The organism is Xylanimonas allomyrinae, assembly GCF_004135345.1.
GTDB lineage: Bacteria > Actinomycetota > Actinomycetes > Actinomycetales > Cellulomonadaceae > Xylanimonas > Xylanimonas allomyrinae.
This window is the reverse complement of record NZ_CP035495.1, coordinates 3,563,273-3,576,313: the sequence shown is the minus strand read 5'-3', so window position 1 is coordinate 3,576,313 and position 13,041 is coordinate 3,563,273. Positions and strand designations below refer to the sequence as shown.

The window sequence follows — 13,041 nt, the reverse complement described above, 5'->3', positions numbered from 1 at the left end:
GATAGTCGCGCCAGGCGTGCCCGGGCGAGGATCGACGGCATGAGCACGGACCCGCACCTTCCTCCTTCGCCGGACTCCGGCGCCGACTCGACTCCCCCGTCGGCGTCGGTCCCGCCGTTCGACCCACCTCCGCAGGAGGCGCCGTACGGGACACCGTCCGGACCTCCCCGTTCGGGCTCGGACCGGTTCTTCGACTCGATCCGCCGCTCGGGCCTGGCCCGCTCGGAGGACCGCTGGGTGGGCGGTGTCGCCGGTGGCGTCGCCGAGCGCCTGGGCTGGGACCCGCTGCTCGTGCGCGGCATCCTCTTCCTGAGCTTCTTCCTCACCGGCATCGGCCTGGTGGCGTACGCCCTCGGCTGGGCCCTGCTGCCCGAGCGCCGCGACGGTCGCATCCACATCCAGCAGGCGCTCCACGGTGACTTCGACGTCGCGCTGGTCGGTGCGGGGCTCGCGCTCATCGCCGGCTTCAGCTGGTCGAACGGGCTCGGGACGTGGTGGTTCCGTGGCGACTTCGGCTGGATCGTCACACTCTTCTGGATCGCCGTCTGGATCACGGTCGGCTGCTTGCTGCTCCGGTTCGTGCGCGACCGGCGCCGGGCGTGGCGTGAGTCGGGCCGTGCGACCTCGCGTCCGACGCCGTCCGGACCTGGCGCGCCCCAGGCGTACGCGGGCCCGACGGGTCCTGCCTACCCCGGGCCGACGACGCCGTACCCGGCCCAGCCCTCCGCCGGCCAGCCGGGTTCGGCGAGCGCGACCGGCGCCTCGAGCAGCGCGGCGTTCGCCGGTGCGCCCGACGGCGTCCGCGCGTCCGTGCCGCCGGAGCCGGGGGACGACCCGCGGACCCACGCCGAGCGGACCCGCGCCGCCAACCAGGCCCGGGCCGCGGCTCGCGCCCAGGCCGCCGACGCCCGGGTCGAGGCCGCGCGTGCCCGCGCCGCGGCAGCGCGCGAGCAGGCACACCTCAAGGCCGCCACCCAGCAGCAGCGCGCCCGCGAGCGTGCCGCAGAGCGGGCCTCGAAGCCGGTCACCAAGAGTGCGGGGGCGGCCACGCTCGGCGTCGTCGTCGGCCTGGTGCTCATCGCCGGTGCACTGCTGATGGCTCAGGACCGCACGGGGCTGTCGCTGCCCTGGCCGTTCGACGGTGGTGTCGAGCCCGTGCTCGCGTGGCTGGGCCTGGCCCTCGTCGTCGTCGGCGCTGCGATCGTCGTCAGCGGCATCCGCGGCCGGTCGAGCGGCTGGCTGGGCTTCCTCGCGATCGTCGGCCTGGTCGTGGCCCTCCCCTGGAGCATCGGTGCGAGCGGAGACGGGTTCCCCGGCCTGTACATCACGCGCGACATCCACGGCACGTGGCGTGACGTCGGCACCCGCGGCACCGACGTCAGCGAGGGAACGGTCGCGCCGCGGTCGCTCGCCGAGGCCGAGCGCGGGTTCCGCGTCCAGTTCGGCGACCCGACGATCGACCTGTCCGGGCTCGACCTCTCGGACGCCACGACCGACGACCCCGTCGAGGTCCCGATCCGGCTCACCGCGGGCGACCTGACCGTCGTCGTCCCGCGCGACGCCGCCGTCGAGGCCGACGTCCGGCTCCTGGCCGGCCAGGTCATCTGGCAGGTGGACCCCGGGACGCGGACGCTCAGCCGCGTCGGCAGCAGCACCGCCCACCTCTCCTCCGACGAGGCGATCCAGGACGGCGCCACGCTGCGCCTGCTCGTCTCAGCGGGCGCAGGCAACGTCACGGTCACCGAGAACTGACGCGCCGGGCGGCGCGGGTCGCACGCCGAGGCACACGACGCCCCGCGCCACGAACCGCCGGGCCGACCACGACGAGCACGACCAGCACGACGAACCCGAACGACACGGAGCGCAGCGCGGGCGAGAGCCGGGACACGAGGCACCCACCGCAGCGAAGCGCCGCACAGGCTGACCGCAAGGAGATGAACCGATGAGCCAGACCCCCACGGGCGAACGCCCCGACGACGACGCCGTCGAGCACGGCGACACGACCCAGCAGCTCGAGCCCGACCCGGGCGACACGCAGGTGCTCGCCGACGCCGCGGACCGCGGCGCCACCGACGAAGGCACCGCCGCCGAGAACACCACCGAAGACGCCGCCGAAGACGCCGCCGGCGAGACCGTAGTCTTCGACGCACCGGCCGCCGACCCTGTCGTGGCGGACACCGCCGTCTTCGCCGCCGCGCCCGTCACGGCAGAGCCCCCGGCCCGCGGCCCAGCCGAATACGGAACGACGTACGGCACGACGTACGGCACGACGTACGGCACGACGTACGGCACGGACCCCTCGGGGACGTCGTCCTACGGGTCGCCCTACGGAGCCGCCCCGGCCTACACGACACCGCCCACCGCGGGCCCGTCCGCGGCGACGCCCTCCGAGGTGCCCGCCTGGACGCCGCCGCCCGCACCCCTGGTGCGCACGACGCCCCGCACCGGCACCATCCTGTGGGGCTTCATGATCATCGCGATCGGCGTCGGCGCCCTGTCGGTCGCGGCGGGGGCACGCCTCGACGTCGGCCTCGCGGTCATCTACCTGCTCGCCGTCGCGGGTGCGGTGCTCGTCGTCGCATCGGTGGTCGGCGCGGCGCGTCGCCGGACCCGCGCCGAGCGCCGCGCGAGCGCCTGACACGGCCGGCGTTCCGCCGACCGGCGCTCGCGGCGCCGGGGCGGCCCCGGGCGGCCCCGAGCGCGGACGACGCGCCGAGAGCACTCACACGTCGGGCCCCGGTCACCAGGAGGTGTCCGGGGCCCGACGGCGTGCGGGTGCGTGCGGCTCAGGCGCGGCGCCCCCCGGCGCCGTCACCGTCCTCGCCCGCCTCCGCGGTGCCCCCTGCACCTGGCCCAGCCTCTGCCGGTGGCGTCGAGGGCGACGGCGCCGCCGCGGCGCTCGCGTGCCGCCCGTAGGCGTCAGCGTCCGAGGCGAGCGCGGCGGTCCCCACGCCGCTGATCGACACCTCGGGGCCTGCCGCGAGGCGCCGGAGCGCAGCGCCGACGAGCAGGAACAGCACCCCGAGCGCGATCACGAGCAGGCAGATCCCGAAGGACACGACCGACGTGAACAGCGAAGCGCGCAGGAAGGACGCGGTCATGACGACCTCGCGACGCGGGTCGTCCTGGCCGAGCTGGGCGTATGTCTGTCCGTCGGTGGAACTCAGCGCGTGGTCGTTGATGATGTCCGCCTGGGCGAACGCGGTGAGCGGTCCGGCGACGCGGTCACCGCTGAACATGCCCCCGAGGAACGTGGAGTCCCCGGAGACGGTGATCTTCTCGTTCGCCAGCTGTGTGGCGACGAGGATCCAAACCAGGATCCCCGCCAGGATCATGACGACTCCGGCGATGATCGCGAAGAGTCCGATCCCTCGTACGGTGCGGGTCGGACGCACGGTGACGGTGCTCGACATTGTTCCCCTCCTCGGCTCGTGTGGCCGTAAGTCACGCTATCGGCCGGTCAGGAGGTGCGCCCGGTGAATCGGCAGGTCCGCGCGGGTGCGCAGGGGATTTCAGGTCGTCAAACGTTCGCGATTCGAGCAGATGCTCAGCGCATGCGAGAAGGATCGACGGATTGCGTGCGAGCGTGCGCTCACTCCCATTCGATCGTGGCCGGGGGCTTGGAGGTCACGTCGAGCACGACGCGATTGATCTCGCGCACCTCGTTGGTGATGCGCGTCGAGATCGTGGCGAGCACGTCGTAGGGCAGGCGGGTCCAGTCCGCCGTCATGGCGTCCTCGGAGGAGACCGGACGCAGCACGACCGGGTGGCCGTAGGTGCGGCCGTCGCCCTGCACGCCCACGGAACGCACGTCTGCCAGCAGCACCACGGGGCACTGCCAGATCTCGCCGTCGAGCCCGGCCTTGGTCAGCTCTTCGCGTGCGACGGCGTCGGCGCGGCGCAGGATGTCGAGGTTGTGCGCGGTGACCTCGCCGATGATGCGGATGCCCAGGCCCGGCCCGGGGAACGGCTGACGGGAGACGATCTCCTCGGGCACGCCCAGCTCGCGGCCCACGGCACGCACCTCGTCCTTGAACAGGGTGCGCAGCGGCTCGACCAGCTCGAACGTCAGGTCGTCGGGCAGACCGCCCACGTTGTGGTGCGACTTGATGTTGGCCGCGCCCTCGCCACCGCCCGACTCGACGACGTCGGGGTAGAGCGTGCCCTGCACGAGGAACCGGACCTCCTCGCCGTGCGCGCCGGCCTCGGCGACGATGTCCCGCTGCGCGTCCTCGAACACGCGGATGAACTCGCGGCCGATGATCTTGCGCTTGGTCTCCGGGTCGGTGACCCCCGCGAGCGCCGTCAGGAACCGCTCCTTCTCGTCGCGCACGATGAGGCGCACGCCGGTGGCGGCGACGAAGTCGCGCTCGATCTGCTCGACCTCGCCCTCGCGCATCAGGCCGTGGTCGACGTGCACGCACGTGAGCTGGTCGCCCACGGCCTTCTGCACGAGCGCCGCGGCGACCGCCGAGTCGACGCCGCCCGACAGCGCGCAGATGACGCGCGCGTCGCCCACCTGCGCCTTGATCGCGGCGACCTGGTCGGCGATGACGTTGCCGGGCGTCCACTCGGGGGCCAGCCCGGCGCCGTCGTACAGGAAGTGCTCCAGCACGGTCTGCCCATGCTCGGAGTGCCGGACCTCGGGGTGCCACTGCACGCCGAACAGGCGCCGGCCGCGGTCCTCGAACGCCGCGACGGGCGCGCCCGTCGTCGTCGCGAGCACCTCGAAGCCCTGCGGGGCGCGGTGGACGGCGTCGCCGTGGCTCATCCACGCGCTCTGGCGCACCGGGGTGCCGGCGAGCAGCACGCCCGTCGCGCACACGTCGACGGCCGTGCCGCCGAACTCCGACAGCCCCGTCCGGGCGACCTCGCCGCCCAGTGCCTGCGCCATGACCTGGAACCCGTAGCAGATGCCCATGACCGGCACGCCCGCGGTGAACAGCGCCGGGTCGACCGACGGGGCGCCGTCGGCGTACACCGAGCTCGGGCCGCCGCTGAGGATGATGGCCGCCGGGTCCTTCGCGAGCATGTCAGCGACCGGCATGGTGTGCGGGACGATCTCGGAGTACACCTTGGCCTCGCGCACACGGCGGGCGATGAGCTGGGCGTACTGGGCGCCGAAGTCGACCACCAGGACGGGGCGAGGGTCGTGAGGGCCGGGGCGGAGGGGGTCGTCACCGGTCCATCTTAGGCGGCGACGGCCTCGGCCTCAGGCGCCGTCGCGCACCTCGTACCGTTCGGCGAGCGCCGCGAGCTTGGTCTGGCCGTCGGCGTGCACGTGCCGCTCGACGACGAACGACATCACCGGCACCACGCCGGCGAAGACCATCGCGGCGAGCCGTCCCCAGCCCCAGCGCATGACGGACCAGCCGTGCAGCACGGTCACGAGGTAGACCATGTAGACCCAGCCGTGCACGATGCCGACCCACTTGGTGACCCCGGTCGACCAGTCGACGTCCCACCAGAGGCCGAACACGTACTTGACGATGCACGCCGCCGTCAGCAGCAGCAGCATCACGCCGGTGAGGATCGCCATGAACCGGTACCGGCCGAGCGCTCCCCGCGCCTTGCGGATGGCGGTGGCGGCCTGTGCGCTGGATACCTCGGTCACGAGGCCACCGTACGGGTCTGCGTCGCGCCGACATAATGCGTCGCATCATGTCGGTGGGCGTGCCTACGTTTCTGCTCGTGCAACCGCTCCCCCTGACCGACCCGGGAACGCCCCCGCTGCGCGGGCCGTGGACGTTCCTCGGCTGGCTCGCGCGCCGGCAGGCGCCGACCCTCGCCATGGCGCTGACCTGCGGCGTCGTGACGTTCGCGGCCCAGGCGGTGCAGCCGTTCCTGCTGGGGCGGGTGGTCGACTCGGCCGTCGCGGGCGGGCTCGACGCGGCCACCTGGCGCTGGGCGGTGCTGCTGCTGGCCGTGGGCGTCGTCATGGCCGGGGTGTCCGTCGTCGGGCACCGGTTCGACGTGCGCAACTGGATGCAGGCGGCGTTCCGGTCCTCTCAGCTCGTCTCGCGCACGGTGTCGCGCTCGGGGCACGCGATCTCTGCCGAGCTGCCCACGGGCGAGGTCGTGGCGGCGGTCGCGAACGACACGTTCCGCATCGGCGAGCTGTACGCGATGTCGGCCCAGTTCCTCGGGTCGCTCGTCGCGTACGCGGTGACGACGGCGCTCATGCTGTCGGCGTCCGTGCAGCTCGGGGTCGTCGTGGCGCTCGGGCTGCCCGTCGTGGCGGCGGTGCTCGCGTTCCTCGTCAAGCCGCTCCAGCGGCGGCAGACGGCGCAGCGCGAGGCCACGGGCCGGCTGACCACCCTCGGCGCCGACACCGTCTCTGGCCTGCGCATCCTGCGGGGCATCGGCGGTGAGTCCGTCTTCTCGGCGCGCTACCGCGAGCAGTCGCAGGCCGTGCGTGCCGCGGGCGTGCGCGTGGCGGGCACGCAGTCGTGGCTCGACGCGCTCCAGGTGCTGCTGCCCGGGCTCTTCGTCGTGGTGATCGTCTACCTGGGGGCGCTCGCCGCCGTCGTGGGTCGCATCACCACCGGCCAGCTCGTGTCCTTCTACGGCTACGCCGCGTTCCTCGGCTGGCCGGTGCAGCTCGCGACGCAGTTCCTCAAGATCGCGACCAACGCGCACGTCTCGGCGGGCAAGGTGGTCAAGGTGCTGCGCGTGGTTCCCGCCACGGGCGCGGCGCCGGCCACGGCCACGCCACCCGCACCGGGCGCGCTGCTGCGCGACGAGGCCACGGGCGTCAGCCTCGATCCGGGCCGCGTCGTCGCGCTCGTCGCCGCCGACCCCGACGAGGCCGCCGCCGTCGCGCTGCGCCTGGGCAGGTTCGACGACGACGCCGAGGCCGGCACGCCCGTCACGCTCGGCGGCGTGGCCCTCGCCGCGCTGCCCAAGGAACACCTGCGCCGCCGCATCGTCGTCGCCGACGCGACGCCCACGATCTTCTCGGGACGCCTCGACGTCGAGCTCGACGCGCGCGAGCGCGCGGCACTCGCGGACCTGGAACGGGCCATGCACGTGGCCGACGCGCACGACGTGCTCGACTCGGTTCCCGACGGGCTGGCGGGCGAGCTGCCCGAGAAGGCGCGCTCGCTGTCGGGCGGGCAACGGCAGCGGGTGGCGCTCGCGCGCGCCCTGCTGACCGACCCCGAGATCCTCGTGCTGGTCGAGCCGACGAGCGCCGTCGACGCGCACACCGAGGCCCGCATCGCGGCCCGCCTCGCCGACGAGCGTCGCGGGCGCACGACCCTCATCGTCACGGCGAGCCCGCTGGTGCTCGACCACGTCGACGACGTCCTGTTCCTCGAGGGCGGGCGCGTCGCCACCCGCGGAACGCACCGCGAGCTGCTCGACCGCCCGGGCACCGCCCCGGGCGGCCAGGTCGCGGCGCGCTACCGCGCCGTCGTCGGCCGGTCGCTCGCCGACGCCGCACCCGACGCCGAGCCCGACACCGAGCCCGATGCCGAGCCCGACGCCGCCGCCGCGCCCGACGTCCGTGCCGACACCGTGGAGGTGCTCCCATGAAGCTCCCCATCGCGGACGCCCGCACCACCTGGCGCTACACCGCGGGACTGATCCGCTCCCACCGCCGCGACCTGACGGTCATCGCGGCGCTGCACGTGCTCGCGGCCTTCGCGGGCCTCGTCGGGCCGTGGCTGCTCGGCCGCCTGGTCGACGACGTCCGCGACGGCACCACGGCGGGGCACGTGCGCGACCTGGTGCTGGTCGCCGCCGTCGCGATCCTCGCGCGCGCGGTGGTGCAGAAGGTCGCGCAGCAGCGCTCGATGGCGTTCGGGGAGACGGTGTTCGCCGCGATGCGCGAGGAGTTCCTCGACACGGTCACCGCCCTGCCGTTGTCGACCGTCGAGCGTGCCGGGACGGGCGACCTGGTCGCACGGACCACCAACGACGTGTCGAAGATCCAGAACGCCGTGCGGTTCGGCGTGCCGCAGCTCGTCGTGGCCGTGGTGACGATCGTGCTGACCGTGGCGGCGTGCCTCGTGCTGTCGCCGCTGGTCTCCGTCGCGATGTTCGTGGGGCTGCCGCTGCTGCTCGCCGTCACCCGCTGGTACCTGCGCCGCGCGCCCGCCGCCTACCAGAGCGAGTCGGCGACGTACGCGCAGCTCAACGGCACCGTCACCGAGTCGGTCGAGGGGGTGCGCACGGTCGACGCGCTCGACCTGGGCGCTCGCCGCGACGGGAGGTCCGACGGCGACCTCGCCGACGCGTACGCGGCCGAGATGCGCACGCTGCGCCTGCGCACCGTGCTGTTCCCCGGCGTCGACCTCACGTTCGTGCTCGCGCCCGTGGCCGTGCTGGTGTGGGGCGGGTTCCTCGCGTCGCAGGGCACCGTGACCATGGGCGCGGTGACCGCCGTCGTCATGTTCACCTTCCAGCTCACCGGGCCCGTGTGGAACCTCGTGTACTGGCTCGACGAGATCTCGGTGTCGGCGGTGTCGCTGGCACGCATCATCGGGGTGCGCCTCGTGCCGCCCGACCGCACGGCCTCCGGGGCGGCGCCGGCGTCGGGCGACGTCGTCGCGCGCGGCGTGCGGTACGCCTACCGCGAGGGGCACGACGTGCTGCACGGCGTCGACCTCGACCTGCGGCCCGGGGAGCGGCTGGCGATCGTGGGGCCGTCGGGGGCCGGGAAGTCGACGCTCGGGCGCATGCTCGCGGGAATCCACCCGCCGACGGGCGGGTCGGTCACGGTGGGCGGCGTGCCGCTGGTCGACCTGCCGCTCGACGAGCTGCGCCGCCGGGTCGCCCTCGTGACGCAGGAGCACCACGTGTTCGTCGGGACGCTGGCCGACAACCTGCGGCTCGCCGACGTCGCCGCCGGGGACGAGCGACTGCGCGAGGCCCTGGCCGCCGTGGACGCCCTCGACTGGGTGGACGCGCTGCCCGACGGGCTGGCGACCGAGGTGGGCTCGGGCGGCGCCGTGCTGACCCCGGCGCAGGCGCAGCAGCTCGCACTCGCTCGGCTCGTGCTGCTCGACCCCGACGTGCTCGTGCTCGACGAGGCGACGTCGCTGCTCGACCCGCGCGCGGCCCGGCACCTCGAACGCTCGCTGGCCGCGGTGCTGCGGGGGCGCACGGTCGTGGCGATCGCCCACCGCCTGCACACCGCGCACGACGCCGACCGCGTCGCGGTGGTCGAGGACGGGCGCATCACCGAGCTCGGTTCGCACGACGAGCTGGTGACCGCCGGCGGGTCGTACGCGGCGCTGTGGCGCAGCTGGCAGCACGAGTGAGCCGCGCCTGCGCGGGCCGCAGCGCCTTCGGCCCGCGCAGTCATCGCAGTGCCGTTCAGCCCAGCAGGGCCGTTCAGCCCGGCAGGGCCGTTCAGCCCGGCAGCCCCGCGATGCCCGCGTCCTCGCCGCGCCTCGGCCGCGGGCCGCGCACGCCGTCCGACGGCGGCTGGCCGCCGCCCCCGGCCGGTGCGGGTCCGCCACGCTCAGCCAGCAGCTCGTCGCGCGCGAGGCGCCCGTAGAACGCGAGGGCGAACAGCGCGAAAACGCCCCACTCGATCGCGTAGAACAGGCTCTGGATGTTGAGCCCCGTGCCGTCCTCCAGCACCGGCCGGGCAGTGCCCGCGGCCCGCCGTCGGCGGGGGCGACCTGCGCGGGCTCCGAGCCGGTCAGCACGACGTACCCGTCCCAGATCGGCCCGCCCCACTCGTTGACCAGGGCGCCCGTCGCGATCGCGTCGGTCAGCGGCGGCCCGCCGGGGTTGGCGTCCGCGGGGACGCCCGACGTCGACTCGGCGGCCTGGAGCCACCCGGAGACCCGCACCTGGCCGGCGGGCACCGTGAGGCCGGGGGCGTCCGCCGGGGAGGCGACCCAGCCGCGCACCACGGGGACCACGGGGGCGCCCGACAGGTCGGCCCACGACGCGCCGCCCGTGCCGTCGTCGGCGACGCGCAACGGCGTCAGCACCAGGTAGCCGGTCTCGCCGCCGAGCGCACGCCCGGCGACCAGCTGCTGCCCGTCGCCCTCGTAGGTGCCGGTCACCCACACGGCCCGTCCGACGACGTCGCCCGGCACCGGTGCCTGCGGCGCGACGAGCGACCCGAGCCCGACGGGGCCGGCCGCAGCGGTCTCGGCAGCGGCCTGGCGCTCGGCCGTCGTCGCGCGTTCGACGGCGCGGTGCCACTGCCACACGCCGAGCCGCACGCACCCGGCGGCGACCACGAGGGCGATCACGAGCAGCACCAGCATCCGTGGGCGCACCAGCACCCGCCAGGGATGCGGACGCTCTGTCGCGCGCACGGGAAGCGGCTCGGGCACGCGCCCACGCTATCGGCGCCGGGGAGCGGTCAACGAACCCCCGGCGCCCGATGTGCGGTGCCTCACATCCGGCTGGTGACATCGTGTTCGAAGCACCAAGCGCACGGTGCTTAGATGAGGTCTGTCCACAGGGAGGGCGTCGTGCCGACGCCCCACCGCCGTCCCGGCGCCAAGACCGCGGTCCCACCTGCAGACCGGGGGGTTCTGAGGTGGAATGAGCGTCGGGCACCAGCGAGCCCTCGAAGAACGGGAGCGAGTGATGACATTGACGACCTCCGCCACCAAGACGTGGCGGTCCACCGGTGTGGCGGACCTGCCGGTGGCGACTCTCGAGCTGATCGACAAGTGGTGGCGGACCGCCAACTACCTGTCCGTCGGTCAGATCTATCTGCTCGACAACCCCCTGCTGCGTGAGCCCCTGCACCGCGACCATGTCAAGCCGCGCCTGCTCGGCCACTGGGGCACGACGCCTGGCCTCACGTTCCTCTACGCGCACCTCAACCGCGCGATCAAGGAGCGCGAGCAGTCGACGATCTACATCACCGGTCCGGGCCACGGCGGGCCCGGCCTCGTCGCGGCCTCCTACCTCGACGGCACCTACTCCGAGACCTACTCCGACATCACCAAGGACGCCGAGGGCGTCCGCCGGCTGTTCAAGCAGTTCTCCTTCCCCGGCGGCATCCCCTCGCACGTCGCACCGGAGACGCCCGGCTCGATCCACGAGGGCGGCGAGCTCGGCTACGCGCTCAGCCACGCCTACGGCGCAGCGTTCGACAACCCCGACCTGCTGGTCGCGGCCGTCGTCGGCGACGGCGAGGCCGAGACGGGCCCGCTGGCGACGTCGTGGCACTCGAACAAGTTCGTCAACCCGGCCCAGGACGGCGTCGTGCTGCCGATCCTGCACCTCAACGGGTACAAGATCGCCAACCCCACGGTGCTGGCGCGCATCCCGCAGGACGAGCTCAAGTCCCTCATGGAGGGCTACGGCCACAAGCCGCACTTCTTCGAGGTCGAGGACGGCTCGACCGAGAGCCACGTCGACATCCACCGCCGCTTCGCGGCCGTGCTCGACGAGGTGCTCGACGAGATCGCCGCGATCAAGGCCAAGGCCGCCGCGGGCGACCTGTCGCGGCCGGCCTGGCCGATGATCGTCTTCCGCACGCCCAAGGGCTGGACCGGCCCCGAGACGATCGACGGCAAGAAGACCACGGGCTCGTGGCGCGCCCACCAGGTGCCGCTCGCCAGCGCACGTGACACCGACGCGCACCTGCACGACCTCGAGGCGTGGCTCCAGTCCTACGGCCCCGAGGAGCTGTTCGACGCCAACGGCCGTGTGCTCGAGGAGATCACCTCGCTCACCCCGGCCGGAACGCTGCGCATGAGCGACAACCCGAACGCCAACGGCGGTCTGCTGCTGCGCGACCTGCGCCTGCCCGACTTCCGCGACTTCGGCGTCGAGGTACCGACGCCGGGCGGCTCGATGTCCGAGGCCCCGCGCGAGCTGGGCAAGTTCTTCACCGAGATCATCCGCCGCAACCCGGACAACTTCCGGATCTTCGGCCCGGACGAGACGGCGTCGAACCGCCTGCAGGCGGTGTACGAGGTCACCGACAAGCAGTGGAACGCAGAGTTCTTCGGCGCCGACGTCGACGAGCACATGGCCCGCGCGGGCCGCGTCGTCGAGATGCTGTCGGAGCACCAGGTGCAGGGCTGGCTCGAGGGCTACCTGCTCACGGGTCGCCACGGCATGATGAGCTCCTACGAGGCGTTCATCCACATCGTCAACTCGATGTTCAACCAGCACGCCAAGTGGCTCAAGGTCACCAACCACATCCCGTGGCGCCGTCCGGTCGCGTCGCTCAACTACCTGCTGTCGAGCCACGTGTGGCGCCAGGACCACAACGGCTTCAGCCACCAGGACCCGGGCTTCATCGACCACGTGGTCAACAAGAAGGCCGAGGTCGTGCGCGTCTACCTGCCGGCCGACGCCAACACCCTCCTGTCGACGTACGACCACTGCCTGCGCTCACGCCAGCTCGTCAACGTCGTCATCTCGGGCAAGCAGCCCGCCCCGAACTGGCTGACCATGGACCAGGCGGTCGAGCACTGCACGCGCGGCCTGGGCATCTGGGAGTGGGCCGGCACGGAGACGGACGGCGAGGAGCCCGACGTCGTGCTGGCGGCCGCAGGTGACGTCCCGACGCTCGAGATCCTGGCGGCGGCCGACATCCTGCGCCAGGAGGTCCCCGAGCTCAAGGTCCGCGTCATCAACGTCGTCGACCTCATGAAGCTCCAGGACCCGAAGGAGCACCCGCACGGCCTGACGGACAAGGAGTTCGACGGCCTGTTCACCACGGACAAGCCGATCATCTTCGCCTACCACGGCTACCCGTGGCTCATCCACCGCCTCACCTACCGTCGCAACGGGCACGACAACATCCACGTGCGCGGGTACAAGGAGGAGGGCACCACCACGACGCCGTTCGACATGGTGATGCTCAACGACATGGACCGCTTCCACCTGGTCATCGACGTGATCGACCGCGTCGCGGGACTCGGCCAGCGGTACGCGGGCCTGCGCCAGCGCATGCAGGACGCCCGGATCCGCGCCCGCGCCTACACTCGCGAGCACGGCGACGACCTGCCCGAGGTGCGCGACTGGGTGTGGCCCGACGCGCGTGACCTCGCGGCCTCCGTCGATGTCGCTGCCACCCTGAGCACGGGCGGCGACAACGAATGA

Annotated in this window: 9 protein-coding genes and 1 pseudogene; 5 read left to right on the top strand and 5 right to left on the bottom strand. The window is 73.3% G+C overall.

Annotated features, from left to right (window positions below):
* Positions 1-39 precede the first annotated feature (39 nt).
* Both ET495_RS16200 and ET495_RS16195 read left to right on the top strand, forming a co-directional pair.
* Entirely contained in the window at positions 40-1,752 is a 1,713-nt protein-coding gene (locus ET495_RS16200; RefSeq protein ID WP_129205641.1) for a PspC domain-containing protein, read from the top strand.
* A gap of 190 nt (positions 1,753-1,942) precedes the next feature.
* Complete coding sequence (locus ET495_RS16195) at positions 1,943-2,638, top strand: hypothetical protein (protein WP_129205640.1); 696 nt, start codon at positions 1,943-1,945, stop codon at positions 2,636-2,638.
* Positions 2,639-2,786: 148 nt separating this feature from the next.
* On the opposite strand, the gene ET495_RS16190 is transcribed toward ET495_RS16195, so the two are convergent.
* The 3 genes from ET495_RS16190 to ET495_RS16180 all read right to left on the bottom strand — a co-directional run bounded on the left by ET495_RS16190 (position 2,787) and on the right by ET495_RS16180 (position 5,614).
* Positions 2,787-3,413 (bottom strand): aromatic ring-opening dioxygenase LigA, encoded by a 627-nt coding sequence (locus ET495_RS16190; RefSeq protein WP_211340864.1) that lies wholly within the window; start codon positions 3,411-3,413, stop codon positions 2,787-2,789.
* Positions 3,414-3,592: 179 nt separating this feature from the next.
* Positions 3,593-5,134: a glutamine-hydrolyzing GMP synthase gene (gene guaA / locus ET495_RS16185; protein WP_245993146.1), complete on the bottom strand. Its 1,542-nt coding sequence runs from the start codon at positions 5,132-5,134 to the stop codon at positions 3,593-3,595.
* Between the two features lie 78 nt (positions 5,135-5,212).
* Complete coding sequence (locus ET495_RS16180) at positions 5,213-5,614, bottom strand: DUF3817 domain-containing protein (RefSeq protein WP_129205638.1); 402 nt, start codon at positions 5,612-5,614, stop codon at positions 5,213-5,215.
* 47 nt (positions 5,615-5,661) lie between these two features.
* On the opposite strand from ET495_RS16180, the gene ET495_RS16175 reads away from it, so the two are divergent.
* Entirely contained in the window at positions 5,662-7,536 is a 1,875-nt protein-coding gene (locus ET495_RS16175; protein ID WP_170220625.1) for an ABC transporter ATP-binding protein, read from the top strand.
* Positions 7,533-9,266 carry an ABC transporter ATP-binding protein gene (locus tag ET495_RS16170; protein ID WP_129205636.1) on the top strand — a complete coding sequence of 578 codons (1,734 nt, stop codon included), beginning with the start codon at positions 7,533-7,535 and terminating at the stop codon, positions 9,264-9,266. The genes ET495_RS16175 and ET495_RS16170 overlap by 4 nt, the downstream gene beginning before the upstream one ends.
* Positions 9,267-9,357: 91 nt before the next feature.
* Here the strand turns inward: ET495_RS16170 and ET495_RS19015 are convergent, their stop codons facing one another.
* Positions 9,358-9,591, bottom strand: coding sequence for a hypothetical protein (locus ET495_RS19015; protein WP_245993145.1), 234 nt, complete (start codon positions 9,589-9,591; stop codon positions 9,358-9,360).
* 122 nt (positions 9,592-9,713) lie between these two features.
* Positions 9,714-10,232, bottom strand: a pseudogene (locus tag ET495_RS19790) (SURF1 family protein); the annotation flags it as partial.
* 328 nt (positions 10,233-10,560) lie between these two features.
* Between ET495_RS19790 and ET495_RS16160 the strand changes: the two are divergent.
* On the top strand, positions 10,561-13,041 hold the full coding sequence (locus tag ET495_RS16160; RefSeq protein ID WP_129205635.1) for a phosphoketolase family protein: 2,481 nt from the start codon (positions 10,561-10,563) through the stop codon (positions 13,039-13,041).

Coding starts and splice junctions, on each gene's coding strand:
- ET495_RS16200 (WP_129205641.1), top strand. CDS start 40: ATGAGCACGGACCCGCACCTTCCTCCTTCGCCGGACTCCGGCGCCGAC.
- ET495_RS16195 (WP_129205640.1), top strand. CDS start 1,943: ATGAGCCAGACCCCCACGGGCGAACGCCCCGACGACGACGCCGTCGAG.
- ET495_RS16190 (WP_211340864.1), bottom strand. CDS start 3,413: ATGTCGAGCACCGTCACCGTGCGTCCGACCCGCACCGTACGAGGGATC.
- ET495_RS16175 (WP_170220625.1), top strand. CDS start 5,662: ATGTCGGTGGGCGTGCCTACGTTTCTGCTCGTGCAACCGCTCCCCCTG.
- ET495_RS16170 (WP_129205636.1), top strand. CDS start 7,533: ATGAAGCTCCCCATCGCGGACGCCCGCACCACCTGGCGCTACACCGCG.
- ET495_RS16160 (WP_129205635.1), top strand. CDS start 10,561: ATGACATTGACGACCTCCGCCACCAAGACGTGGCGGTCCACCGGTGTG.